Raw genomic sequence first — 24,012 nt, forward strand, 5'->3', positions numbered from 1 at the left:
TTGCCTCACGTTGTCTCTTTGCGCCGCGGGTCTGCACGCCCGCGGCGTTCTTCCTGGCTCAACCGAGCCCCTCTTCCCCGAAATCCTCGAACAGCATCCGCTGCCGCGTGAATTCAGGGGTGTTCTGATAAATCCCGACCCAGTCCGCCTCGGCGCTGCCGACAGGCAGCCCCGCCTCCGATCGAACCAGGATGTCGATTGCGCGCCGGAACCGGTCGGCAGGCGTCTCCTCTGTTTCGACCGGCTGTGCCTCTGCCTGGCGAAAGCTCAGCAGGACACCGGCGCGGCGCTCCTCCAGCTCATCGCTGACCTCCGGGACGGGCATCTCGCGCTCGAAGACCGGCCTTTGCCGACGCACCGGGGCCATCTCGACCACCTTGGCCTCGACCAGCGGCGTCTCGGGCCGATCGAGCGCGTTCAGCGCATCCGCCAGATGGCCGACGCCGACGGGGCGCATCGCCTCCAGCAGCTGCTTCTCGGCCTTGCGGCGCAGACGCTGCTGCCGCTGGTGCAGTTTGGCGCCGACCATGTCGAAGAAGCCGACCTTCTCGCGGCACTCTGCCTGACCAAGGAACTCGCCCTCGGGGGTGTAGAGGAAGACCCCGGCATGCAGGTTCTCGGGGTCGAAGCGGGCCACGACGCGGCGGCCGGCATGCTCGTTCATCCAGTCCGACCAATAGCCGTTCTTGAACAGCAGCAGCCCGCCGTGATTGGCGTTCAGCTTGCGGACCTCCTGACCCATCAGCCACAGGCGGTGCTGTTCCGGCGTGGCCTTGCGGATGGGCGCGCGGGCATAGCTTTCGGCAAAGGTGTCATCGAAGCTGCGGCCCCGCGCCGTGTCAGACAGACGCCCCTGGCGGGCGTTGTGGTCGCGGATGCCCTCGTCCAGGACGGTCAGGAAATCCTCAAGCGCCACGGCGCGGCTGCCGTAATCCTCAGGCTTGGCATCCGGGCGGTTGCCGACATAGGCCCCGGCAAAGCGCGGGTCCTTGGCGATGCGGTCCGCAAAGTCGCGGAACCCCCGCTCGATCGGCTTGGCCTGACCATGGCCAGGGGTGGCCCAGTGGACCTTGATGCCCAGCATCGGCAGAACGCCAAGGGGATCGTCCGCGCGGACCTTGAACCGGAACCGCGTGGGCGCTCCGCCGGTCAGCCACTTGTTGGCGAATTCCCGGCCGTTGTCGAAGAGGCAGTGACGCGGCACCCCGAAGGCCTCGACCAGCTCGCCCAGGGCGGACATGACCGCCACCTTGTTCGGGTCCAGGTCGACGCGCCAGGACAGGATCTTGCCGGAATATAGGTCTTGGAAGGCCACGATCTGCGGGCGCACGGGCTTGTCGATGCCGGGCCACTGCACGAAGACATCGATCTTGTGGCAGTCGGCGTTGACGGCCTCCATGGCCTCCAGCTGGGTCCGGTCGCGGATCTGCGGCGGGAAACAGCGCGCCAGACCCTTCTCACCCTCGCGGGCAAAGATCTGGGTCACCCGCGGCACATTCTCCTCCATCCACCGGCGCGCGGTGCGCAGCGTCAGCACCGCAAGGCCATGGGCCTTGGCCAGCTTGGCGGCCCGCTCATAGCTGCTGTTGAAGCTCGGCCCCGCAAGGCGGAGGTAATCCGCCTTCAGCCAGTCCAGAAATTGGGGGCTGCACTGGGCGCGCTCACGGCGCGGCTTGGCGGCCCGGTGGCGTGGGGCCAGATAGGGCAGCCGATCGGCCTCATCGACGCAGCCGATCATCTCGAACCAGTTCCAGATGGTCCGGGCGGCCTTCTTCTCATTGCGGGCGATGGTCTCGACCGCCATGAACTTGCCCAGGGCGCCCTGCAGCGCCTCGACCAGCTGGATGATGCGCAGACGGTCCCGCGCCTCGTCCTTGACCGGCGCGGGCAGACCGTCGAACCAGGCCCAAGCCGCACCGCGGTCCATGCGCCCGGCATCCTCGGACTCAGCCGGGGTGGCGACCGACCGCAGCAGCGCGGCCTGCGCGCGCGACGGCAGCAGCTTCCAATGATATTCCCAACCCCCGCCGCGCCCGGCCCGCCGTCGCGCGAACTGCGGATTGGCCCGCCAGTCCAGGCGCTTGGCCAGCGCATCAGCGCCCTGTTGGGTGCTGGGCAGGTCCGGCAGGCCCGAGGCGGCCAACTCGCCCGCCGTCCACCATTCCTGCTGAGGGGTGATACGTGTCATTCTGCGGCCACCGCGCTCAGTCGGGCATGCATCGCGACGATCGCGGGATCGTCATGCCGCGCGGCCTCGTCCAGGATCAGGGGGGTCAGATCGTCCACATGCGCGGCGATGAACCGCCGCCGGGCTGCGACACCCGCGCGGGACCAGGCCTTTGACAGGGCCTTGAACTGCTCTTCAAGCGGGTCCGCCTCTACGGGCGCGGCAGGTCCGCGCCGGGCCTTCAGCGCGGCGCTGGCCGACTTGGCCGATCCCTCGACCAGCGCATCGACCACGTCATAGCGATCCGACGGGCTGTTGATCTTCGAAATGTCCTGCAGGTCCTTCAGGGTGACCTGCCGGGGGGCCTTGCGCAGCCGCACGATCTCATCCGGCCCCAGCTTGCTGCCAGCCGAAACCAACCGCTCAACATGGCGCTTGGACAGACCGAATTTCTCCGCGGTGGCGGTTACGAACGACACGATGTCGCTCGTATCGCCCCACCGCTTTGCCACCAGCTCTGCACCAGTTGCGGCCTTGGTTTCGGGGTGCAGGCGCTCATAGACCGCCTTGCGGGTGGCCAGAAAGACGGCGGTGTCCAGCGGGTTCAGCTCGGCCCCCGACAGGTTCCCGTCGATCTCCATGATCCGCGCCTGATCGTCGGTGCACTCGAAGACACGCACCGGGACCTCGGTCCAGCCAAGCTCGATCGCCGCGGACAGACGGTGCGCGCCGTCCAGGACGTGCCAGTTCACCTCGCCCTTGCGGCGCAGCTGGCGCACCACGACCGGGTTGGCCAGTTGCCCGATCTCGCGGATCGAGGCGACGATGGTGGCCACCCCGGCGGGGCTGACGGGGCGCAGCCGCCCGGTGACCTCGATCTGGTCAATGGGCAGGCTGGTCTTGCTCTGGATCAGGATGGGGTCGCTCATGCTCACTGTCCGATGTACTTGGGCCGTCAGGCCGTGCCGAGAAGGAAGAGGATCACGATCAGCCAGATGCTGACCGCTCCGATCAGATCGCCCAGGGGGCTGTCATCCAGCCGCCGCCGAAGACGGCTCAGACGCTGCCAGCCCGCGCGCAGGGAGGAGGAGAGGGCGCGCGGGCGGGCAGGCTCTCGCATCTCGACAGCCGCAGCCGTCCGAGCGCAGAGAGGATCGCCACCCGGCCGGCCCGCGCTTTCCGCTTTGGGCTGGGCCGGGTGGCCCCTACCATCAGCCGTGCCAACAACCTGATGGAGGGATTTCATGGCCGAAAACGATGATCTGCGCAGGCGCATCAAGCGGCTGGAGGATACCGCCCAAACCTTGACCAGCGCCTTCGGGATGCTGCTGTCGGTGGTTGGTGCTGCCGCCGTCCGGGACGACCCGATCGCCAGAGAGCGCATCACCAACGTGATCGACACATTGGCATCGTCGCCCGACACCGACAGGGTCACACGGTTAGCGTTCGAGAGCTTTATCGAGACCTTCTCGCAGCTGAGCGAGGAGGGGCTGGACGACGCGTCGCCTTCCTGACGTCGCGCCTTGTCCCATGCCTGCTTGACCTGTTGCGCGCCGATCATGCCAGCTCTCCGCAAGCACCGGAGACCCGCGCCCTGACTGCCGCCGGGCCGCCATAGACCTCCGCCAGCTCGTGCAGCGGATAGCGCGCGTCGATGATCTCCTGCATCCGCAGGCTGGCAGAGGCGCGGGCCACCGACAGCAGGTCCAGCGCGCGCGGCCCGCGCAGTTCTGTCAGCATCTCGGCCATCAGCGCGACACGGTCGCCATCGCTCATCTCGGTAAGAACCCCGCGTGCCAGATCGCGCAGGTCCAGGCGGTCCCTGTTCATCATGCTGCCTCTTTGGATTTGGGTTTCGCCGGGCGCGGAATGTCGCGCGGCCATTCAAGGTCGGCGGGCCAGTTCTCAGAGAACCAGGCCGTCACCTTGTCAGCTCGCCGGAACGTGCATCCGGCTATCCCGCTTTCCAGACTGCCGAAGAACTTCCCGTCGCCTGCGGCGTATGTCGAAACGGTCGACTGCTTCAGGCCGCTATGCTCGACGTAAAGATCTGCGAGCTTCAGCACTGCTTCGATGCTCATTGCCACTTCTCTCGGTTTCATTACCGATATTTGTGCCGGTAACGTTCCCGATTGTCAAGCAAGGGCTATTCGGTAAATATCCCGAACTATGAGCCGTGCAGATGAGACCTTCGCTGAGACAGTAAGGACCAGGCTCAGCGAGCTCGGGACCAGTCCCTTTGCTGTGGAAACTAAGCATGGCCTCCCGGTGGATGCGCTCCGCAACGTGCTCAGACGAAGCAAAGCAGGTCCTACGCTGAACCGTGTCAGCGAGATTTGTGAGGCGCTGGGGCTTGAGCTCTACATCGGGCCACCGCGTGTCGACGCAGGCGGATCTGCTGCCGAAATCGATGGGCACGAGTTCGCGGCTGTGCCTCGCTACAGTGCGCAGCTGTCAGCGGGACCAGGCGCAGACTACGATGGCGAGCTCTCCGCCGGGGCGATTGCATTCCGCAGGGACTGGCTGGCAAGAGAGGGCATCTCGCCTGCATCGGCGATGGTCCTACCGGTCAAGGGTGACAGCATGGCGCCCACCCTTTGCGACGGCGACCTGGTGATGATCGATCGCAGAAAGGTCACTCCGACAGGCCGCAAGATCTATGCCATGATCGGCCCGGACGGAGAGGCGCGCGTCAAGCGCATAGAACGCCTTCCTACGGCACTTCTACTACACTCAGACAATGATGGCTTCCCGACCGAGCTCGTGGCCCCCGCCGACGCGGATCGCATCCGCATCCTGGGTCAAGTGGTGTGGTGGGGGCATACAGCGAGGGAATGATATGACGGTCGAGAGCACCTCCGCAGAAGTTCGTTCAGCGCGTCAGAATAGTCGAACCAGCGGCATGCTTATCCCACGTCGGCTAGACGTCTCAGTCGGCATGTTGGTAGCGTCTTGGATTTGTTACGCGTTGGCGACGTGGCAGGGCATTAACACCGTCGGGTATGTCGTCGATGGATCGGTGACCGAAGCAGATTGGGCCCTTCTGTTCCGGCTCATCCTGTTAGGAATGGGACTCGGCGGCTTTTCGCTGCTGCTTCGTTACCTGGCCGCAATCTTGGACGCCGTCACCCGTCGGGAAAAATAGAACGAGATAGGTGCTACATGAGATCGGGCGGGGAAACCTCCCCGCCCGACACAGTCTCACTAGCGTTCAGATCTCGCTGTCACTACCAGGGAACAGCTTGCCCTTGATCACTTCGTTAATACGCCCTGGATTGACGTCGAAGTCAGCAGCGATCCGATTCTGAAAGTCTCCTCGTCGGTAGCGCTGCCAGATCACACGAGCGTCATCAAATGTGAGCTTATAGCTCGGGTTTCGATTACTTTTCATCGTCACTTCTCGTGAAGTGCCGTTGACTGGACTTGACCGCAGACTCTGAACGGCTTAAACACCGCTTCAGGATATCCTAAAAGTCCGCCAGCCAACGGCGGGTTGCTTAAGCCGCAGGGTCTAGACCACCCTGCGGCTATTCATTTACCGCGCTGCCGGTGCGGAGTCTAGATGTTAGCGATCTGTTCCTACGCTTCATGTAGCCGCTATCGCTCTGCCCTACGCAACAGATTGACGTATAGCGGTGTCTCGCAGCGTTATAGGGCGCGTTAACTGCGGAAAGCATCAGCCGAGATTGCGCAATGCGACGGGTGCGGACGGCGTCACCTGAGCATAACTGCTGATCGGAAACCGCCCATTTTTACCTGAAATCAGTTGTAGGTTTGGGCATGGTGCCTGCCATGCATGTGAGTTTGTAAGTCACAGTTATCATTGAACAATTCCGAACCTACAACTGGCATGTCTAAGCTACGGCTTGATTTGTAGGTTCGGATGGCGGCCGATCACACCGGTTTCCGGTGCCGCCTACCTAATACCCCTGCAATTGCTGGCCACTTTGGCGCGTTCGATGCGCTCGGCAATGCTCCGAACTCTCATCTCAAGTCGGCTTTAAGCCCCCATTTAAGTTTCACTGCAGGACACGGACATCATGCCCTCGCAAATCGACTCAGACGCTCTCACACCCTTGTATTGTTGGCCCTTCGCACATCTTCGCTGCTCTTCGGGCTTCTTCGCACTTCCCTGCAGATATCTCTGTCCCTCAACATTGTGGCTCTGTTCCCCTCGAGGGGATCAACACAAGGCCCGAAGTTTTGGCGCGGTGGAAACTCAGGCGATTGGAAATGCGTGAAAAAATTCGACCGAACCGAATTCAACGAGGTTCGCCCGAACAGAGACAGAGCGGCGTTCAGAGCCCGAAAAGGGCCCGGCGCGCAGTCTCAGAGGTTCGCATGGGGGAGGCAAAGCCCTTTGAAAACACGACTATTTCCGCGCCGCGATGGGCGCCGGTCCGTGTTCCCAACAGGGATGATGGCGGAGGCGGTGGGATTCGAACCCACGGTGGGCTTGCACCCACGTCGGTTTTCAAGACCGGTGCATTAAGCCACTCTGCCACGCCTCCGACCACAACGGACTAGCGCGGCGGGAGGGCGGGTGCAAGCGTCAGCAGGTCAGCAGGTCAGCAGGTCAGCAGGTCAGCAGGTCAGCAGGTCAGCAGGTCAGCAGGTCAGCGGGTTAGCGGGTCAGCGTGATCACGCGGTCCGCCGCCTCGATCTGGATCGCCGAGATGCGCGAGAGGCGCAGGGCGCTGAAGGGCAGGGCGACCGTGATCGGGTCGGTGACGGGGTCCGCGGGCAGCAGGGTCGCATCGGCCGCGGGCGGAACCGCGACGAAGCGCAGGCGCAGGACGCCGTCGGCGTCGGGCTGCAACTGATCGCCGGGGCGCAGCTCCGCGCGGACGAGCTCTGCCGAATGATAGCCCTTGTAGGGTGCGAATCCACGCACGACCAGCAGGCGGCCGTCGGTCAGCGGCTGCCATTCGGTCGCGATGATCTGGGGAACCGAGGGACGCGGATCGCGGGCGCGGGCATAGCCGCCCTCCGGGGTCAGCGTGTCGGGCTGGGCGCGGCCCGGACCCCAAGCCAGCGGGTTCCAGCCGCTGTCGCCAAGACGCCCGCATCCCGACAGGATCAGGGCACCGATCAGCAGCGGCAGGGTCAGTCTGGTCATGGCGCATCCCTCTGGCAGTCCTGCTTCGTGATAGGCGATCCGGCCCGCGCGGAAAAGCCTCTTTGACCTGACCGGCGCGCCGCGATAGGCCAAGGCACCGCACAGAGGAGCATCCCATGGCCACCGCCGCCTTCGAGGACATCGCCGAAACCTTCGATTTCCTGGACGACTGGGAGGATCGCTATCGTCACGTCATCGAACTGGGCAAGGCGATGCCGCCGATGGACGCGGCCCTGCAGGTTCCGGCCACCAAGGTCGACGGCTGCGCCAGCCAGGTCTGGATCCATCCGCAGATCGCGGACGGGCGCTTCGACTTTCAGGGCGACAGCGACGCGCTGATCGTGCGCGGGCTGATCGCGGTGCTGCATGCACTTTATTCGGGCGTCCCGGTGGCCGAGGTCGACCGCATCGACGCGCCCGCCGCCTTGGCGCGGCTGGGCCTGGACGAACACCTGTCGGCGCAGCGTTCGAACGGGGTGCGCGCGATGATCGCCCGGATCAGGCAGCTGGCCGCCGACGCAGGCTGATCCAGCCGCCGCCCAGGACACGGGTGCTGTCCTCGGCATAGAACACGCAGGCCTGGCCGGGGCTGACGCCGTCCTCGGGGTCGATCAGCTCGACCTCGGCGCGGCGGCCGGGCAGGGGGCGCAGGATCGCGGGCCGCGGCGGCCGGGTCGAGCGGATGCGCACCAGGCAGGGGATCTCGCCTTCGAAGGGCTGATCGCCCAGCCAGTTGACCTCGGTCACGCCGATCAACCTGGTCGACAACGCCTCGCGCGGGCCGACGACGACGCGCCGCGTTTCAGGCTCCAGCCGCAGGACGTAGAGCGGATCGCCCAGTCCCCCGATGCCTAGGCCGCGGCGCTGCCCGATCGTGTAATGGATGACGCCGCGATGGCGGCCCAGGACATTGCCCTGTTGATCCACGATCTCGCCGGGATCGGCCGCGCCGGGGCGCAGCTTCTCGATCACCGCGGCATAGTCGCCATTGGGCACGAAGCAGATGTCCTGGCTGTCGGGTTTGTCCGCGACCGCCAGCCCGTATTCCGCGGCCAGCGCGCGGGTCTCGGCCTTGCTCACCAGATGGCCCAATGGAAAGCGCAGGAAATCCAGCTGCTCCTGCGTGGTCGAGAACAGGAAATAGCTCTGGTCCCGGTTCGGATCGGCGGCCATGTGCAGCTCGGCCCGGTGGGGGCCGGGCTTGCGCTGGATGTAGTGCCCCGTCGCCATGCAGTCGGCGTCCAGATCGCGCGCGGTCTCCAGAAGGTCGCGGAACTTGACGCGCTCGTTGCAGCGGATGCACGGCACGGGCGTCGCGCCGGACAGGTAGGCATCAGCGAATTCGTCGATCACGGATTCGCGGAACTTGTTCTCGTAATCCAGGACGTAATGCGGAAAGCCCATGCGCTCGGCCACGCGGCGGGCGTCGTGGATGTCCTGGCCCGCGCAGCAGGCGCCCTTCTTGGCCAACGCCGCGCCGTGATCGTAGAGCTGCAGCGTGACGCCGATCACGTCATAGCCCTCCGCCTTCAGCTGCGCGGCCACCACGGAACTGTCGACGCCGCCCGACATCGCGACCACGACGCGGGTCCGCGACGGCGGCTTGGCAAAGCCGAGGCTGTTCAACGGGGCGGACGGCGCGTCGGCGCGCAGGGCAGGGGTCGGGATCATGGATAGGACTTTCGGCCCGGTGGGCATGCGTGAACGGGCGGCACAATGCGGAATGCGTCAAAATATAGGTAAATTGGCCTCATTCTCAACCCCGGACGACAGCGATTCCATCGCCACGGCTAACCCGGCCTTAAGCGATCTGGCGCAGAACTGGCAGGACGAGATGGAAGGACCTTCAATGTTCGTGAAAAAGACCTCCGGCCCGCGGATCGTCACCCTGGATGACGGGCGCATCCTCAGCGTCGCCGATCTGCCGCTGGCGGATACGCGCTGGGTCGCCAGCCGCAAACAGACGGTCGTGCTGGCGGTCTCTCACGGCCTGATCACGCGGGACGAGGCGCTGCGGCGCTACGGTCTGTCGGAGGAGGAGTTCGACGGCTGGTGCACAGCCGTCATGCGCCACGGAAAGGCGGCGCTGAAGGTCACCGCCCTGCAAAAGTATAGACAACCATAGGTTGCATCTGTCAGAAACGGGGCACGGTAACGACATCTTAACCAGTTCAGCGGATTGTCGGAACAGGACCTTTTGACGAATCAGGGAAAGATCAGGCCATGCGAATTCTTCTGGTAGAGGACGATCCCAGCACCGCCCGCGCGATCGAACTGATGCTGACGGCGGCCAGCTACAACGTCTTCCTCACCGACATGGGCGAGGAAGGCATCGATCTGGCCAAGCTCTACGACTACGACCTGATCCTGCTGGACCTTGACCTGCCGGACATGCACGGCATGGAGGTGCTGCGGCATCTGCGCCTGGCGCGGATCGACACGCCCATCCTGATCCTGACCGGCTCGGACGACACCGAGAGCAAGCTGCGCGGCTTCGGTTTCGGGGCCGACGACTACATGACCAAGCCCTTCAACCGGGAGGAGCTGCAGGCGCGCATCCAGGCGATCATCCGCCGCTCCAAGGGGCACAGCCAGGCCCTGATCCGCACCGGCGAGATCACCGTGAACCTGGACGCGCGCTCGGTCGAGGTTAAGGGCAAGCCGGTGAACCTGACCGGCAAGGAATACCAGATCTTGGAACTGCTGAGCCTGCGCAAGGGCACCACGCTGACCAAGGAGATGTTCCTGAACCATCTCTACGGCGGCATGGACGAACCCGAGCTTAAGATCATCGACGTGTTCATCTGCAAGCTGCGCAAGAAGCTGTCCGAGGCGCTGGGCGGCGAGAGCCATATCGAGACCGTCTGGGGTCGCGGCTATGTGCTGCGCGATCCCGCGCCCGGAAACGAGGAACGTCTGGCCATCGGCGCCTGAGCGCACGGCCCTTCTGGACCTGCGCGGTCCCTTGGGCGATACCCGCACCTGACGGGGCCGGATGCGACCGGCCCGCAGGACGAAGGGGGCGGCGATGGCAGCAGAGTTTCCTGAGACGCAGCCGGTCGAGACGATGACGCCGGAGGCCGCGGCGGTCGAGATCGCGGATCTGGCCGCGCGGGTGGCCGAGGCGAACGAGGCCTATCACGGCCGTGACAGGCCGACGATCTCGGACGCGGCCTATGACGCGATAAAGGCGCGGCTGGGCGCGCTGGAGCGGGCCTTCCCGGATCTCGCGCCCGCCGACAGCCCCACCGGCAAGGTCGGCGCGGCCCCGGCCGAGGGCTTCGGCAAGGTCGTCCACGCCCAACGGATGATGTCACTGGGGAACGCCTTCACGGAAGAGGACGTGGGCGACTTCATCGCCCGCATCCGCAGCTTTCTGCGCCTGGCGCCGGACCAGCCCCTGTCTCTGACGGCCGAACCCAAGATCGACGGCCTGTCGCTGTCGCTGCGCTACGAGGACGGCGTGATGATCCAGGCGGCCACCCGCGGCGATGGCGCGGTGGGCGAAAACGTCACCGCGAACGCGCGCACCATCGGCGACATTCCCCAGACCCTGCCGCCTGGCGCCCCCGCCATCCTGGAGGTCCGGGGCGAGGTCTACATGAGCCATGACGACTTCGCCGCCCTGAACGCCGAAGGGGCGGCGCGGGTCTTTGCCAATCCGCGCAACGCCGCCGCCGGATCGCTGCGCCAGATCGACCCTGCGGTAACCGCCCGCCGTCCGCTTCGCTTCTTCGCCTACGGTTGGGGCGAGCTGTCCCAGCCCTTGGCGGGCACGCAGATGGAGGCGGTTCAGCGCCTGGCCGCGCTGGGTTTCATGACCAATCCGCTGACCCGGCTCTGCCAGGACGCCGAGGGGCTGATCGCCGTCTGGCGCGAGATTGAGCAGCAGCGGGCGACGTTGGGCTATGACATCGACGGGGTGGTCTACAAGGTCAACGACCTCGCGCTGCAGGCGCGGCTGGGATTCCGGTCGACGACACCGCGCTGGGCCCTGGCGCACAAGTTCCCGGCCGAGACCGCTTGGACGCGGCTGGAGCGGATCGAGATCCAGGTGGGTCGCACCGGCGCGCTGTCTCCGGTCGCGCGGCTGGAGCCGGTGACCGTGGGCGGGGTGGTGGTGTCCAACGCGACGCTGCACAACGAGGATTACATCGCCGGGCGCGACAATACCGGCGCGCCGATCCGCGAGGGTCGCGACATCCGCGAGGGCGACTGGGTCCAGGTCTATCGCGCGGGCGACGTCATCCCCAAGATCGCGGATGTGGACCTGTCGCGCCGGCGCGGCGACAGCCCCTATGTCTTTCCGACGCATTGCCCCGAATGCGGCTCGGACGCGATCCGCGAGCCGGGCGACAGCGTGCGCCGCTGCACCGGCGGGCTGATTTGCCCCGCGCAGGCGGTCGAGAAACTGAAGCATTTCGTCAGCCGCGCGGCCTTCGACATCGACGGGCTGGGCGCGAAGCAGATCGAGATGTTCTTCGCCGACGACCAGCTGCCCATCCGCGAGCCTGCCGACATCTTCACCCTCGCCGCCCGCGACGGGGCGAACCTGACCAAGCTGAAGAACCGCGACGGCTTCGGCGAACGGTCTGCGGAAAAGCTGTTCGCGGCCATCGAGGAGCGCCGCCGCATCCCCTTGGCGCGACTGATCTTTGCCTTGGGCATCCGCCATGTCGGAGAGGTCGCGTCGGCCACGCTGGCCCGCCACTTCCACGACTGGCCCGCCTTGGTCGCGGCCATCGACGGGGCCGCCTCCGAGCCCGCCTTCACCGCCCCCGACGACAAGGCGCGCCGCGCCAGCCTGCCCGACAGCCCGAACTGGGCCGAGCTGACCGGCATCGACGGAATCGGCGCGGTGCTGGTCGCGTCGCTGGTCACGACCTTTGCCCAGCCCAGCGAACGCGCCTCGATCGACCGGCTGGCGGGCATGCTGGAGATCCTGCCCGTGCAGGACCGCGGCGGGGCGCAGACCGAGATCTCGGGCAAGACCCTGGTCTTCACCGGCACGCTGGAGCGGATGACCCGCGCCGAGGCCAAGGCGCGGGCCGAGGCGATGGGCGCCAAGGTCGCGGGCTCCGTCAGCGCCAATACCGACCTGCTGATCGCGGGGCCGGGGGCGGGGTCCAAGGCCACCAAGGCCGAGGCCCTGGGCGTCACCGTCATCGACGAGGACGAATGGCTGCGCATCGCGGGGGCCGGATGACCGCGCCCAAGGGCCGCCCGCCCGTGCTGTTTCCGCTGTTCGCGGCCATCGACACGCTGCCCGGCATCGGCCCCAAGGGTCGCGCCGCGCTGGAGCAGATGGGCATCGACAAGCCGCGCGATCTGGTCCTGACGCTGCCCGCCAGCGGCGTTACCCGCCGCCGCATCGCCACCCTGTCCGAGGCGCGCCCGCCCGAGATCGTGACGATCACCGTCACCGTGATCCGCCACCACCCGCCGCAGGTCCGGGGCCGCCCGTTCCGGGTGCATTGCACGGACGATGCGGGCCAGGACCTGACGCTGGTCTTCTTCCGCGCGCATGAGGCCTGGATCGCGGGCCAGCTGCCCCTGGGCGAGCGTCGTGTCCTCAGCGGCAAGCTGGAGCTGTTCGACGGCCATGCGCAGATGATCCATCCCGATCACGTCCTGCCCGAAGCTCAGCCCCTTCCGGCGGGGTTCGAGCCGCACTACCCGCTCTCGGCGGGTCTGACGCAGCGCATGATGGCACGGGCCGCCGCCGCCGCGCTGGAGCGGGTGCCAGCGGTCGAGGAGTGGATCGACACGCAGGTCGTGGCCACGCGCGGCTGGCCCGGTTTCGTCCAGGCCCTGCGGATGGCCCATGCGCCGACCTCGCCCGCGGATCTGTCGCCCGACAGCCCGGCGCGGGCGCGGCTGGCCTATGACGAATTCCTGGCGCATCAGATGACGCTGGCCCTGGTGCGGCGCGACCGGCGGCGGCTGAAGGGCCGGGCCAGCGCCGGTGACGGCCGCCTGCGCGCGCGCGTGCTGCACAGCCTGCCTTGGCCGCTCACCGGCGCCCAGAGCCGCGCCATCGCCGAGATCGCCGAGGACATGGCCAGCGACCGTCGCATGAATCGCCTGCTGCAGGGCGATGTCGGCGCGGGCAAGACGCTGGTCGCGCTGATGGCTGCCCTGGTCGCGGTCGAGGCCGGGGGACAGGCAGTGCTGATGGCCCCGACCGAGATCCTGGCCCGCCAGCATGCCCGCGCGCTGGAGCCCTTGGCGCGGGCGGCGGGGGTGCGGCTGGCCGCGCTGACCGGGCGCGACAAGCGCGACCTGCGCGGCCAGATCCTGACCGATCTGGCGGAGGGAACCATCGATATCCTGGTCGGCACCCATGCGGTGTTCCAGAAGGACGTGACCTTCCGCGACCTGCGCCTGGCCATCATCGACGAACAACACCGCTTCGGCGTGGCGCAGCGGCTGGAGCTGTCGGCCAAGGGCGACGTGCCGCCCGACATGCTGATCATGACCGCGACGCCCATCCCGCGGTCGCTGGCCCTGTCGCAATACGGCGATCTGGACCTGTCGGTGCTGGACGAAAAGCCCCCCGGACGCCAGCCCATCACCACGGTGATGATCGCGGACACGCGGCTGGATCAGGTGACCGACCGCCTGCGGGCTGCCATGGCGCAGGGCGCGCGCGCCTATTGGGTCTGCCCCCTGGTCGAGGAGAGCGAGGTGACCGACCTGACCGCGGCCGAGGCGCGCTTCACCCATCTGCGCGCGATCTTCGGCGAGCGGGTGCGGCTGATCCACGGCCAGATGCCCCCTGACCAACGCGACGCGGCCATGGCCGATTTCGCCGATGGCACCGCGCAGTTGCTGGTCGCCACCACGGTGATCGAGGTGGGCGTGGACGTGCCGCAGGCCACGATCATGGTGATCGAACGCGCAGAGAGCTTTGGCCTGGCGCAGCTGCATCAGCTGCGGGGGCGGGTCGGGCGCGGGGCGGGGGCCTCGACCTGCCTGCTGATGTATCACGGGCCGCTGAACGAGACCGGCGCCCGCCGCCTGACCACGCTGCGCGACACTGAGGACGGGTTCCGCATTGCGGAGGTTGACCTCGAAATGCGCGGCGCGGGCGATGTCATCGGCACCGCGCAGTCGGGCCTGCCGCGGTTCCGCATCGCGGATCTGGAACATCAGGCCGGGCTGATGGCGGTGGCGCGTCAGGACGCCCGCGCGCTTCTGGAGCGCGACCCGACGCTGGAGAGCCCGCGCGGGCAGGCGCTGCGGCTGCTGATGTGGCTGATGCAGCAGGATCAGGCGATTCGATTGATACAGGTCGGCTGACAAAGCAAAATGTTCTTAAAAAGTTCTTTACCGAATCGAAAGAACATGAGAACAAAAAAGCAACAGAGAGGAGTTGCCGCCATGACCAAGGACACTGCCATCGACCTCATCGGTGCCGCCACGCTCAGCCTGACCATGATAGCCCTGCTGTGGCTGCCCGCCATCCTGCAGGTCTGACCGACTGCCCCGCGACGCAGGGATGGCGCCCCGCCTGTGCGCCATCCGTCCCCAAAGCTCGCGCACCTGGCCGGCCCCGCAAGGGGTCGGCCCTTTTCATGCGGCCCTTTCAGGCGGCCTTGTCCATCGCCTCCAGCGTCGCATCCCACGCGAGCAGGATCGAGGCATGCCGGTTCGGATAGGCGCGCGCCGGGGTCAGCGCCTCCAGATCCGCGAAGGGTGCGGTGGGGGCCGGGGCATCCCCGGTCAGCATGGCCAGCAGCTGGTCGCGCGCCTGCGCGATGCCTGCGCGGTCCATCCCGATCACCGCCTGGCCCAGAACCGAGGCCGAGGCCTGCCCCAGGGCGCAGGCCCGCACCTCCTGCGCGAAACCGCTGATGCGGCCGTCGGCCAGCGACAGATGCACCGTCACAGACGATCCGCATTGCGGAGAGCGGCGCTGGACGCTGGCCTGCGCGCCCTCCAGCCGTCCCTGATGCGGGATCGCCGTGGTCAGCGCCAGGATGCGCCGCGAGTAGAGCTGCATCAGATCGGTCTCGGCCATGCGTGGTCCCTGGGGTTTCATCAGCGCTGATCGGGGATTAGATAGGCACGGCCATGCCGAAAGGAAACCCGATGTTCGACCCCTCCAGCCTGAAATACGACGCGGCCGGGCTGATCCCCGCCATCGCGCAGGACGCCGCGACGGGCGAGGTGCTGATGATGGCCTGGATGAACGCGGATGCCGTGGCCCGCACGCTGCAGACGGGGCGCGTGACCTATTGGTCGCGGTCGCGCCAGGCGTTCTGGATCAAGGGCGAAAGCTCGGGGCATGTCCAGCAGCTGATCGAGATGCGGGTCGATTGCGACCGCGACTGTCTGCTGGTGCTGGTCGACCAGACCGGGCCCGCCTGCCACACGAACCGGCGCAGCTGCTTCTTCACCGGCATCCGGGACGGGGCCGAGGTCGTGCTGACCGACCCCATCGCCTAGAGCCCGACCATCCGGCGGATGTCGGCGGGGCTCGCGCCTTCGGCACGGTACTGCCGGATGGCGCGGGCATCGTCGCGTTTCGCCAGACGCCGCCCCGCTGTGTCGCGGATCAGCCGGTGATGCAGATAGTCCGGCACCGGCAGGTCCAGCAGATGCTGCAGCAGGACATGGATATGGGTGGAGGCGAACAGGTCCAGCCCCCGCGTGACCAGCGTCACCCCCTGCGCCGCATCGTCCACCACCACCGCCAGGTGATAGGACGTGCCCATCCCGCGCCGTGACAGGACCACGTCGCCGATCCCGTCCAGGAACTGCTGTCGGGTCAGGACATGCCGCCTGCCCTGATCGGTGAAGGCCACCGCGTCCCGCCCAAGCGCATCGAAGGCGCGGGCCGCATCCAAGCGGATCACGTCATCGGGCCCGGCCTCCGCGTGGCTGCGCCCCCGGCAGGTGCCGGGATAGATGAGCCCGTCCGGCCCGGCGGGCAGGGCGCCCTCCTGCGGGGCCGACAGGGCCGCGCGGATGTCGCCCCGGCGGCACCGGCAGGGATAGGTCAACGGCGACAGCCGCTCCAGTGCCTCCCGATAGGCCGCCATGCGGTCCGATTGCCGCATGACCGGGACGGGCCAGCTCAAGCCCAGCCAGGCCAGGTCCTCGAAGATCGCGGCCTCGTATTCGGGGCGGCAGCGGTCGCGGTCGATATCCTCGATCCGCAGCAGGAAGTCTCCCTGCGCCGCCGCCGTCAGGGCCGAGAAGGCATGACCGAGATGCAGCAGCCCCGTGGGCGAGGGCGCAAAGCGCGTTACTGGGCGGCCAGCCATGCGCCGAAATCGTCCTTGGCGCGCTGCGTATAGGCCGGATAGCGGTCCTTGCGGCCGCGCCGCCCCGACCGCGTGTCGGGGAGCGGCGGGAACAGGCCGAAATTCACGTTCACTGGCTGAAAGGTCTTGGCCTCGGCCCCGCCGGTGATGTGGTTGACCAGCGCGCCCATCGCGGTGGTGAAGGGCGGCGGCGCGAGGTCGCGGCCCAGGGCCTGCGCCGCGGCCATGCGGCCGGCCAGCAGCCCCATCGCGGCGCTTTCGACATAGCCCTCGACCCCGGTCACCTGTCCGGCAAAGCGCAGGTTCGGTCGCAGCCGCAGCCGCATCCGGTCGTCCAGCAGGGTGGGCGAATTCAGGAAGCTGTTGCGGTGGATGCCGCCAAGGCGCGCGAAGCTGGCCTCCTGCAGGCCGGGGATCATGCGGAACACCTGGGTCTGCGCGCCGTATTTCATCTTGGTCTGGAAGCCCACGATATTGTAAAGCGTCCCCAAGGCGTTGTCGCGGCGCAGCTGGACAACGGCATAGGCCTTCTCCTCGGGCTTGTGCGCATTGGTCAGGCCCACCGGCTTCATCGGGCCGTGGCGCAGGGTCTCGCGGCCGCGTTCGGCCATCACCTCGATGGGCAGGCAGCCGTCGAAATAGCCCGCCGTCTCGCCCTCGTGGAACTCGGTCTTGTCGGCGGCCAGAAGCGCGTCGATGAAGGCCTCGTATTCGTCGCGCGTCATCGGGCAGTTGATATAGGCCTTCTGCTCGGCCAGGGTCTCGCCCTTGTCATAGCGCGACTGCTCCCAGGCAATCGACATGTCGATCGTGTCGGCATGCACGATGGGCGCGATCGCGTCGAAAAAGGCCAGCGCCTCGGTCCCTGTCACGCCGCGGATCGCGCCGGCCAGCGCGTCCGAAGTCAGCGGCCCCGTCGCCACGATCCAGTTGCCGGTATCGGGCAGCTCGGTGATCTCGCCGGGCTGGATGGTGATCAGCGGATCGGCCTGCATCGCGGCCGTCACCGCGGCCGAGAAGGCCTCGCGGTCCACGGCCAGCGCGCCGCCCGCGGGCAGGCGGTGGCGGCCCGCCATTTCCATGATCAGACCGCCTGCGGCGCGCATCTCCCAATGCAGCTGGCCCACCGCGTTCATCACGTCGTCATCCGAGCGGAAGCTGTTCGAGCAGACCATCTCGGCGCAGTCGCCGGTCTTGTGGGCGAAGGTCTCGACCTGGGGGCGCATCTCGTGCAGCACGACGGGCACGCCCATGCGGGCGATCTGCCAAGCGGCCTCGGACCCGGCCAGGCCGGCGCCGATGATGTGGACGGGTTCCATGCGTGTCTCCATGCGGTCTGGGCTAGCAAGGCGGGGGCGGAATGGAAAGGGGCGGCGCCGATGGCACCGCCCCCAGGGTCATGCGACCGATCCGCGCGGGATCAGGCCTCGGCGGTCTCGGCGGCTTCGCCTTCGGCCTCGGCCTCGTCGTCCTCGGCGCGCAGCGCCGACGGGGCGGCGATGTTGGCGATCACGAAGTTGCGGTCGATGGTCGTCTTGACGCCCGCGGGCAGCTTGACGTCCTCGATGTGGATCGTGTCGCCGACGTTCAGGCCTTCCAGATCGACGGTGATGTGATCGGGTATGTCACCCGCGGTCACGACCAGCTCGACCTCGGGGCGCACGGTCACCAGGGTGCCGCCGCGCTTCAGGCCGGGGCACTTGTCCTCGTTCACGAACTCGACCGGGATGAACAGGTTCACCTTCGAGGTCCGGCGCAGGCGCATGAAGTCGATGTGGATCGGCAGATCCTTGACGACATCGCGCTGCACGCCGCGGCAGATGACGCGGACGTCGTCCTGGCCCTCGACCTGCAGGTTCCACAGGGTGGACTTGAAGCGGCCGGCGCGCAGCGCGGTCAGCAGCTTGTTGAAGTCGAACTGGATGGTGACCGGGTCCTTGCCGTCACCATAAACGATACCGGGCACCTTGCCGTCGCGGCGAGCCTGGCGGGCGGCCCCCTTGCCTGACCCCGCGCGTGCCTCGGCCACCAGATTCGGAATCTCTTTGGCCATTGCTGTAATCCTTAAACAGTGTTGACGGCGCCACCCTCCAAGGGTGCGTGGCGCCAAGCGGTGCCCATACCCCAGCCCGACCCCGATGTGAAGCCGTAAAAAGCCGCGCCCGCGGGCGAATTGACTTGCCAGGCCCGGGGCCGCTATGGCCCATGGACCGACCGGGGCGGCGCGTCCCGGCAGGCGGACGGCGGGGCTCGGGGAGGCGCAGGGTGACGGCAAGGACGGATGGCGCGCAGGCGCGGCTGATGTCGGTGGACTATCTCCGGGTGGTCCTGGCCGCCTTCGTGGTGCTGGCCCATTCGGGCCTCGCGCGCGAGACGCTGCGCGATGCCGGCGCGGCCGGGCTCTGGGGCCTGGCGCTCGGCAACAGCACGCTGCGCGTCGCGGTGCCGGTCTTCACGCTGATCGCGGGGCTGTTTCTGGGCCAGGTGATCCGGCACGGGCGGATCTCGCCCTGGGCGGGCGGCCTTCTGGCGCGTTACGCGGTCTGGAGCGGGGTCTATCTGCTGTTCCTGTGGTTCTACTACAGCGAACGCCCCCTGTCGCTGACGCTGAGCGAGCTGCTGCTGGGCTTCATGCATCTGTGGTTCCTGGAGGGGCTGGCCATCGCCGGCATCATTCTGGCCGCGATGGTGCGCCTCGGGGGCGGGGCGGTGATCGGATCGGCCATCGTGCTGGGGGCTGCGGGCATGGGGCTGCAATATCTGCGCATGGCGGGCCTCTCGGATGTCCCGGTCGAGCATTACCGCAACGGCCCGCTCTATCTCTATCCCTATCTGGCGATGGGCTGGCTGATGGCGCAGTCGCCGCCCCGCCTGTCCGCAGGCGCACTGTGGCTGATCGCCGGCCTCGGCCTGGCCGCGACGGTGCTGGAAAGCCACGCCTGGCTGCGCCGCATCGGAGAGGAGCCGCTGCTGGAGATGCCCTTGGGCCATCTGCTGCTGTGCCCGGCGCTGCTGATGCTGGTCATGCGCTGGCGCGCACCCGTGACCGACCTGCCCCTGGGGCGGGCCGCGGCGGGCATCTATGTCATGCACGTTCTGGTGCTGCAGGGGCTGCCGATGCTGGGCGTCGATCATCCGGGCTGGGGCGTGATCCTGGGGATCGCGCTGCCTTTTGCCCTAGTCTGGGCGGTCGTGGCGGCCGGACGCCGCCACCGCTGGCTGCTGCGGCTGATCTAGGCGATCGCGTATTCGTCCAGGAAGTCCCGCGGGATCAGCAGGTTCTGCGGGCCGACCTGGTTCAGGTCACGCTCTCCGCACAGGGCCATGCTGATGTCCAGCTCCTTGCGGATGATCTCCAGCGCGCGGGTCACGCCTGCCTCGCCCATCGCGCCCAGACCGTGCAGCCAAGCGCGCCCGATCCAGGTGCCGTGCGCGCCAAGCGCCAGCGCCTTCAGCACGTCCTGGCCGGACCGGATGCCGCCGTCCATATGCACCTCGACCCTGTCGCCCACCGCCTTGACGATATGCGGCAGCATGCGGATCGAGGACAGCGCCCCGTCCAGCTGCCGCCCGCCATGGTTGCTGACGATGATCGCGTCGGCGCCGAAATCGGCGGCGATGCGCGCGTCCTCCGGGTCCAGGATGCCCTTCAGGATCAGCTTGCCGCCCCACATGTCGCGGATGCGTGCGATCTTGTCCCAGTCCAGGCGCTCGTCGAACTGCTCGGCCGTCCAGCTCATCAGGCTGGAGGTGTCGCCCACGCCCTTGGCATGACCCACGATATTGCCGAAGAACCGCCGTTTCGTCTTCAGCATGCCCATGCCCCACCGCCAGCGGGTGGCCAGGTCCAGCATGGTGGGCAGGGTCATCTTGGGCGGGGCGGACAGGCCGTTCTTCAGGTCCTTGTGCCGCTGGCCCAAGATCTGCAGGTCCAGCGTCAGCACCAGCGCGCTGCAGCGCGCCGCCTTGGCCCGCTCGATGATCGCGGCCAGGAAATCCTGGTCCTTCATGACATAGAGCTGGAACATGAAGGGCTGCGTCACATGGGCGGCCACGTCCTCGATCGAGCAGATCGACATGGTGGACAGGCAGAAGGGCACGCCGAACTTCTCGGCCGCGCGGGCGGCGTGGATCTCTCCGTCGGCATGCTGCATGCCGGTCAGACCCACGGGCGCCAGCGCCACGGGCATGGAGACGGGCAGGCCCGCCATCTCGCGCGACAGGCTGCGGTTCGACATGTCCACGGCCACCTTCTGGCGCAGCTTCAGCCGCGCGAAATCGGTCGTGTTGTCGCGGAAGGTCTGCTCGGTATAGCTGCCCGATTCCGCGTAGTCGTAGAACATCCGCGGCGTGCGGGCGCGGTGCATCCGCTTGAGGTCTTCGATGCTGGTGATGACGGGCATGGGCGGGCCTTTCGTACAACTGGTTAAAACTTCTTACCAGTCGCGCCGCGGCCTGGCAATCATTCTGTGTGCGTCGCCCCGGCGCGGGTGACCAGCGCATCCTCCACCACCGGGCCGCGCAGCGCCTCGGCCCGCGCCTGCAGGGCGGCGGCACGGGCAGCGGTCGCGGTCTCGACCGGTGCGGCGCTGGTCGCGGCGGGGGCGGCATGGGCGGGCAGGGCGGGCGGCGCCAGCACCTGATCGGTGGGCAGCAGGGCGGGATAGGCCGCGTCTTGCGAACAGGCCCCCAGGATCAGGATCAGGATCAGCGCATGTCTCATGGCCGGACGATACGCCGGCGCGGGGCGGCCGGCAACGCCTTCCCTCGCCGCCGGGCGCGGGCTAGAGAGGCTCATGGCCCGCACCCAAGGTTCCCGCGCCGAGATCACCGGCCCCCTGATCCGCGACACCGCCCGGCGGCTGTTCGCGCGCCAGGGCTATGCCGCCGTCTCCATGCGCCAGATCGCGGCGGCGGTGGGCGTGCAGGCCGGGGCGCTCTATGCCTACACGCCCGACAAGCAGGCGCTGCTGGCGGAGCTGCTGGAGAGCCACATGCGCGACCTTCTGGACGCGTGGCGCGACGATCCGGCCCTGGACCCGCTGGCCCGGCTGGAGCGGTTCGTGCGCTTCCACATCGACTTCAGCCTGGACAGTTCGGACGCGGTGTTCCTCTCCTACATGGAGCTGCGCAATCTGACGCCCGAGAATTTCGACCGCATCGCCCGGCTGCGCGGCGCCTATGAGGGGCTGCTGGAGGGCATCCTGCGCGCGGGCATCGCCGCGGGCGTCATGCGTATCGAGGACCCCAAGCTGACCACGCTGGCGCTGATCGCCATGCTGACCGGCGTGACCGACTGGTACCGCGAGGGCGGCCGTCTGGACCGGGCGCGGATCGCCCAGATCTACTGGGGCCTGGCGCGGGGGGCGGTCGGCGCGTGACGCCTTGCCGCCCCGCGCGCCATGCCGGATAATCGCGCCCATGTCCCTGCCTCCCGGATTCCTCGACGAGATTCGCAACCGCGTTCCGATCAGCCGCGTGATCGGGAAGAAGGTGACGTGGGACCTGCGCAAGTCGAACCAGGCGCGCGGTGACTGGTGGGCGCCATGCCCCTTCCACCAGGAGAAGTCCGCCAGCTTTCACTGCGACGACCAGAAGGGGTTCTACTACTGCTTCGGCTGCCAGGCCAAGGGCGACGCCATCGGCTTTCTGCGCGAGCATGACGGGATGGAGTTCATGGACGCGGTCAAGATGCTGGCCGCCGAGGCCGGGCTGACCATGCCCGAGCCTGACCCGCGCCAGCGCGAGCGCACAGACCGGCGCAGCCAGCTTCTGGAGGTGACCGAGGCCGCCAGCCGCTGGTTCCGCCTGCAGCTGCAGACCGGCGCCGCGGCCGAGGCGCGGGCCTATCTGGACCGCCGCGGCCTGGACGCCGCCGCGCTGGAGCGGTTCGAGATCGGCTTCGCACCCGATCAGCGCAGCGCCCTGACCGCCGCCCTGCGCGACAAGGGATTCGCCGAGGAGCAGATCGTCGAGGCCGGCATGTCCGCCCGCCCGGATGGCGGCGGCGCGGCCTATGACCGGTTCCGCGGCCGGATCGTCTTTCCGATCCGCGACGGGCAGGGGCGCTGCATCGGCTTCGGCGGGCGCGCGATGGACCCGAACGCGCGGGCGAAATACCTCAACAGCCCCGAGACGCCGCTCTTCGACAAGGGGCGCAACCTCTACAACCTCGGCCCCGCGCGCAGTGCGGTGTCCAAGGGCGCCCCCCTGGTGGTGGCCGAGGGCTACATGGACGTCATCGCGCTGGTCCGGGCGGGCTTCGGGGGCGCGGTGGCCCCCCTGGGGACCGCCATCACCGAGGAACAGCTGCGGCTGATGTGGCGCGTCTCGCCCGAGCCGGTGATCGCCCTGGACGGGGACGCGGCCGGACAGCGTGCGGCGCAGCGGCTGATCGACCTGGCGCTGCCGCTGACGGGGCCGGGGCAGGCGCTGCGCTTCGTCATCCTGCCCGCGGGACAGGACCCGGACGACCTGATCAGGGCGGCCGGGCCCGGCGCGATGGGCGCGCTGCTGGATCAGGCGCGGCCGATGTTGGACCTGCTCTGGGCGCGCGAGACGCAGGGCCAGGTTTTCGACAGCCCCGAGCGCAAGGCCGCGCTGGACCGCCGCCTGGCCGAGGCCGTCGCGCGCATCCCCGACGAACGCACCCGCGCGCTCTATGCCGAGGACATCCGCCGCAAGCAGTGGGAGATGTTCGGCGCGGCCCGCAGGACGACCCCGCGGCCGGGTGCGGCCGGGCGCGGCCCGGCCCGGCGCCAAGGGGCCTCGATGGCCCCGCGGGCGCCGATCACCGCCATCGCGCCGAACGTGCCCGACCGGGGCGACGACCTGATGGAAGGCGCGGCGCTGCTGATCTGCGCGCTGCGTCCCTCGGTGGTCGCGCGCATCGAGGCGCGGCTGGAACGGCTGCTGCCGCCGGACCCCGACCGCGCCGCGCTGCTGCATGATCTGCTGACGCGGGGCGACAGCCCGGCGGGGCGGCGCGGCCTTGAAACGCTGCGGCGCAACGCCCATCTCGGCCTGACGCCGGCGGTGATCGAGCAGAAGGACGACGAGGCCGCCCTGCTGATCCTTCTGGACCTGCTGGACAAGTTGGAGGTTGCCCGTGCCACCCATCACGAACTGCCGCGCGCCGAATCCGAGATCCAGGGCGAGGCGGACGAGGGCCTGACTTGGCGCCTCAACCAGATCAACCGCGCCCGTCACCGCGCGGAGCGCCCCGAAATGGAGAGTTCGGGCGACATGAACGAGGACAGCGACGCCCTATCGGCGCAGCTGTCCGACTGGCTTTCCGGGCAGATCTGGCGCAAGCCGCCGCGGCGCTGAGCCGAATCGCCCGGTCGCCAGTTGCGAATCATCAGCGCGCACGGCCTTTGAATCGGCCGGGAAGCGCGCTAGAACCGACACGATTTTGCGCTGATTCGCGACCCTCGGCGAATCGACCGCGCCAA

General features: G+C 67.9%; 25 protein-coding genes and 1 tRNA gene. 12 read left to right on the forward strand and 14 right to left on the reverse strand.

Translation table 11 applies throughout. From position 1 onward, the window contains the following. Positions 1-58: 58 nt before the first annotated feature. The 3 genes from AC2SGK_RS12710 to AC2SGK_RS12720 are packed head-to-tail and all read right to left on the reverse strand — an operon-like array spanning position 59 to position 3,287. Positions 59-2,188, reverse strand: coding sequence for a transposase domain-containing protein (locus AC2SGK_RS12710; protein WP_488323897.1), 2,130 nt, complete (start codon positions 2,186-2,188; stop codon positions 59-61). Beyond that, complete coding sequence (locus AC2SGK_RS12715; protein ID WP_488323898.1) at positions 2,185-3,096, reverse strand: ParB/RepB/Spo0J family partition protein; 912 nt, start codon at positions 3,094-3,096, stop codon at positions 2,185-2,187. Before AC2SGK_RS12715 ends, AC2SGK_RS12710 begins: the two co-directional genes overlap by 4 nt. A 26-nt stretch (positions 3,097-3,122) precedes the next feature. Beyond that, complete coding sequence (locus tag AC2SGK_RS12720; RefSeq protein WP_488323899.1) at positions 3,123-3,287, reverse strand: hypothetical protein; 165 nt, start codon at positions 3,285-3,287, stop codon at positions 3,123-3,125. A gap of 124 nt (positions 3,288-3,411) precedes the next feature. Between AC2SGK_RS12720 and AC2SGK_RS12725 the strand changes: the two genes are divergently transcribed. Further along, on the forward strand, positions 3,412-3,681 hold the full coding sequence (locus AC2SGK_RS12725) for a hypothetical protein (protein ID WP_488323900.1): 270 nt from the start codon (positions 3,412-3,414) through the stop codon (positions 3,679-3,681). A gap of 43 nt (positions 3,682-3,724) precedes the next feature. Here the strand turns inward: AC2SGK_RS12725 and AC2SGK_RS12730 are convergent, their stop codons facing one another. Both AC2SGK_RS12730 and AC2SGK_RS12735 read right to left on the reverse strand, forming a co-directional pair. Further along, the gene (locus AC2SGK_RS12730) at positions 3,725-3,997 is read right to left on the reverse strand and encodes a hypothetical protein (protein ID WP_488323901.1); all 273 of its coding nucleotides are present in this window, start codon (positions 3,995-3,997) and stop codon (positions 3,725-3,727) included. Further along, positions 3,997-4,248, reverse strand: coding sequence for a hypothetical protein (locus AC2SGK_RS12735; protein WP_488323902.1), 252 nt, complete (start codon positions 4,246-4,248; stop codon positions 3,997-3,999). Before AC2SGK_RS12735 ends, AC2SGK_RS12730 begins: the two co-directional genes overlap by 1 nt. Positions 4,249-4,435: 187 nt before the next feature. Between AC2SGK_RS12735 and AC2SGK_RS12740 the strand changes: the two genes are divergently transcribed. After that, entirely contained in the window at positions 4,436-5,005 is a 570-nt protein-coding gene (locus AC2SGK_RS12740) for a S24 family peptidase (protein ID WP_488323903.1), read from the forward strand. 1 nt (position 5,006) lies between these two features. Continuing rightward, positions 5,007-5,312, forward strand: a complete 306-nt coding sequence (locus AC2SGK_RS12745; RefSeq protein ID WP_411836740.1) for a hypothetical protein — start codon at positions 5,007-5,009, stop codon at positions 5,310-5,312. A 1,276-nt stretch (positions 5,313-6,588) separates the two neighbouring features. On the opposite strand, the gene AC2SGK_RS12750 is transcribed toward AC2SGK_RS12745, so the two are convergent. Continuing rightward, positions 6,589-6,678, reverse strand: a tRNA-Ser gene (locus AC2SGK_RS12750). Positions 6,679-6,791: 113 nt separating this feature from the next. Next, the gene (locus AC2SGK_RS12755) at positions 6,792-7,286 is read right to left on the reverse strand and encodes a hypothetical protein (RefSeq protein WP_488323904.1); all 495 of its coding nucleotides are present in this window, start codon (positions 7,284-7,286) and stop codon (positions 6,792-6,794) included. A gap of 116 nt (positions 7,287-7,402) precedes the next feature. On the opposite strand from AC2SGK_RS12755, the gene AC2SGK_RS12760 reads away from it, so the two are divergent. After that, complete coding sequence (locus AC2SGK_RS12760; RefSeq protein ID WP_488323905.1) at positions 7,403-7,813, forward strand: SufE family protein; 411 nt, start codon at positions 7,403-7,405, stop codon at positions 7,811-7,813. Here the strand turns inward: AC2SGK_RS12760 and mnmA are convergent. Continuing rightward, positions 7,785-8,957 carry a tRNA 2-thiouridine(34) synthase MnmA gene (gene mnmA, locus AC2SGK_RS12765; RefSeq protein WP_488323906.1) on the reverse strand — a complete coding sequence of 391 codons (1,173 nt, stop codon included), beginning with the start codon at positions 8,955-8,957 and terminating at the stop codon, positions 7,785-7,787. The two genes, AC2SGK_RS12760 and mnmA, sit on opposite strands and share 29 nt — an antisense overlap. On the opposite strand from mnmA, the gene sciP reads away from it, so the two are divergent. The 4 genes from sciP (at position 8,956) to recG (ending at position 14,588) form a co-directional block, all read left to right on the forward strand. Then, positions 8,956-9,411: a CtrA inhibitor SciP gene (gene sciP, locus AC2SGK_RS12770; protein ID WP_488323907.1), complete on the forward strand. Its 456-nt coding sequence runs from the start codon at positions 8,956-8,958 to the stop codon at positions 9,409-9,411. The two genes, mnmA and sciP, sit on opposite strands and share 2 nt — an antisense overlap. A gap of 98 nt (positions 9,412-9,509) precedes the next feature. After that, complete coding sequence (ctrA, locus tag AC2SGK_RS12775; RefSeq protein ID WP_488323908.1) at positions 9,510-10,220, forward strand: response regulator transcription factor CtrA; 711 nt, start codon at positions 9,510-9,512, stop codon at positions 10,218-10,220. A gap of 94 nt (positions 10,221-10,314) precedes the next feature. Continuing rightward, entirely contained in the window at positions 10,315-12,492 is a 2,178-nt protein-coding gene (gene ligA, locus AC2SGK_RS12780) for an NAD-dependent DNA ligase LigA (RefSeq protein ID WP_488323909.1), read from the forward strand. Beyond that, positions 12,465-14,588, forward strand: coding sequence for an ATP-dependent DNA helicase RecG (gene recG / locus AC2SGK_RS12785; protein ID WP_488323910.1), 2,124 nt, complete (start codon positions 12,465-12,467; stop codon positions 14,586-14,588). The genes ligA and recG overlap by 28 nt, the downstream gene beginning before the upstream one ends. A gap of 286 nt (positions 14,589-14,874) precedes the next feature. Here recG and AC2SGK_RS12790 read toward each other — a convergent pair whose 3' ends face one another. Continuing rightward, complete coding sequence (locus AC2SGK_RS12790; RefSeq protein ID WP_488323911.1) at positions 14,875-15,309, reverse strand: iron-sulfur cluster assembly scaffold protein; 435 nt, start codon at positions 15,307-15,309, stop codon at positions 14,875-14,877. A 71-nt stretch (positions 15,310-15,380) separates the two neighbouring features. On the opposite strand from AC2SGK_RS12790, the gene hisI reads away from it, so the two are divergent. After that, the gene (gene hisI, locus AC2SGK_RS12795) at positions 15,381-15,737 is read left to right on the forward strand and encodes a phosphoribosyl-AMP cyclohydrolase (protein WP_488323912.1); all 357 of its coding nucleotides are present in this window, start codon (positions 15,381-15,383) and stop codon (positions 15,735-15,737) included. Here the strand turns inward: hisI and gluQRS are convergent. The 3 genes from gluQRS to AC2SGK_RS12810 all read right to left on the reverse strand — a co-directional run bounded on the left by gluQRS (position 15,734) and on the right by AC2SGK_RS12810 (position 18,611). Beyond that, entirely contained in the window at positions 15,734-16,558 is an 825-nt protein-coding gene (gluQRS, locus tag AC2SGK_RS12800; RefSeq protein WP_488323913.1) for a tRNA glutamyl-Q(34) synthetase GluQRS, read from the reverse strand. The two genes, hisI and gluQRS, sit on opposite strands and share 4 nt — an antisense overlap. Beyond that, entirely contained in the window at positions 16,540-17,877 is a 1,338-nt protein-coding gene (gene trmFO, locus AC2SGK_RS12805) for a methylenetetrahydrofolate--tRNA-(uracil(54)-C(5))-methyltransferase (FADH(2)-oxidizing) TrmFO (protein WP_488323914.1), read from the reverse strand. The genes gluQRS and trmFO overlap by 19 nt, the downstream gene beginning before the upstream one ends. Before the next feature lie 101 nt (positions 17,878-17,978). After that, positions 17,979-18,611 (reverse strand): 50S ribosomal protein L25/general stress protein Ctc, encoded by a 633-nt coding sequence (locus AC2SGK_RS12810; protein ID WP_488323915.1) that lies wholly within the window; start codon positions 18,609-18,611, stop codon positions 17,979-17,981. Positions 18,612-18,823: 212 nt separating this feature from the next. Here AC2SGK_RS12810 and AC2SGK_RS12815 point away from each other — a divergent pair, with 212 nt between their 5' ends. Next, a complete protein-coding gene (locus tag AC2SGK_RS12815) occupies positions 18,824-19,795 on the forward strand; it encodes an acyltransferase family protein (protein WP_488323916.1) in 972 nt (323 codons plus the stop codon). Here the strand turns inward: AC2SGK_RS12815 and AC2SGK_RS12820 are convergent. Both AC2SGK_RS12820 and AC2SGK_RS12825 read right to left on the reverse strand, forming a co-directional pair. Continuing rightward, positions 19,792-20,961, reverse strand: coding sequence for an alpha-hydroxy acid oxidase (locus tag AC2SGK_RS12820; RefSeq protein WP_488323917.1), 1,170 nt, complete (start codon positions 20,959-20,961; stop codon positions 19,792-19,794). The two genes, AC2SGK_RS12815 and AC2SGK_RS12820, sit on opposite strands and share 4 nt — an antisense overlap. Positions 20,962-21,020: 59 nt before the next feature. Then, positions 21,021-21,281 carry a hypothetical protein gene (locus AC2SGK_RS12825; protein WP_488323918.1) on the reverse strand — a complete coding sequence of 87 codons (261 nt, stop codon included), beginning with the start codon at positions 21,279-21,281 and terminating at the stop codon, positions 21,021-21,023. A 73-nt stretch (positions 21,282-21,354) separates the two neighbouring features. Here AC2SGK_RS12825 and AC2SGK_RS12830 point away from each other — a divergent pair, with 73 nt between their 5' ends. Next, positions 21,355-21,939 (forward strand): TetR/AcrR family transcriptional regulator, encoded by a 585-nt coding sequence (locus tag AC2SGK_RS12830; protein ID WP_411838926.1) that lies wholly within the window; start codon positions 21,355-21,357, stop codon positions 21,937-21,939. A gap of 40 nt (positions 21,940-21,979) precedes the next feature. Then, positions 21,980-23,887, forward strand: coding sequence for a DNA primase (gene dnaG / locus AC2SGK_RS12835; RefSeq protein ID WP_488323919.1), 1,908 nt, complete (start codon positions 21,980-21,982; stop codon positions 23,885-23,887). Positions 23,888-24,012 lie beyond the last annotated feature (125 nt).

This window comes from Paracoccus sp. NIOT.M2S5SZ12 (genome assembly GCF_057748165.1).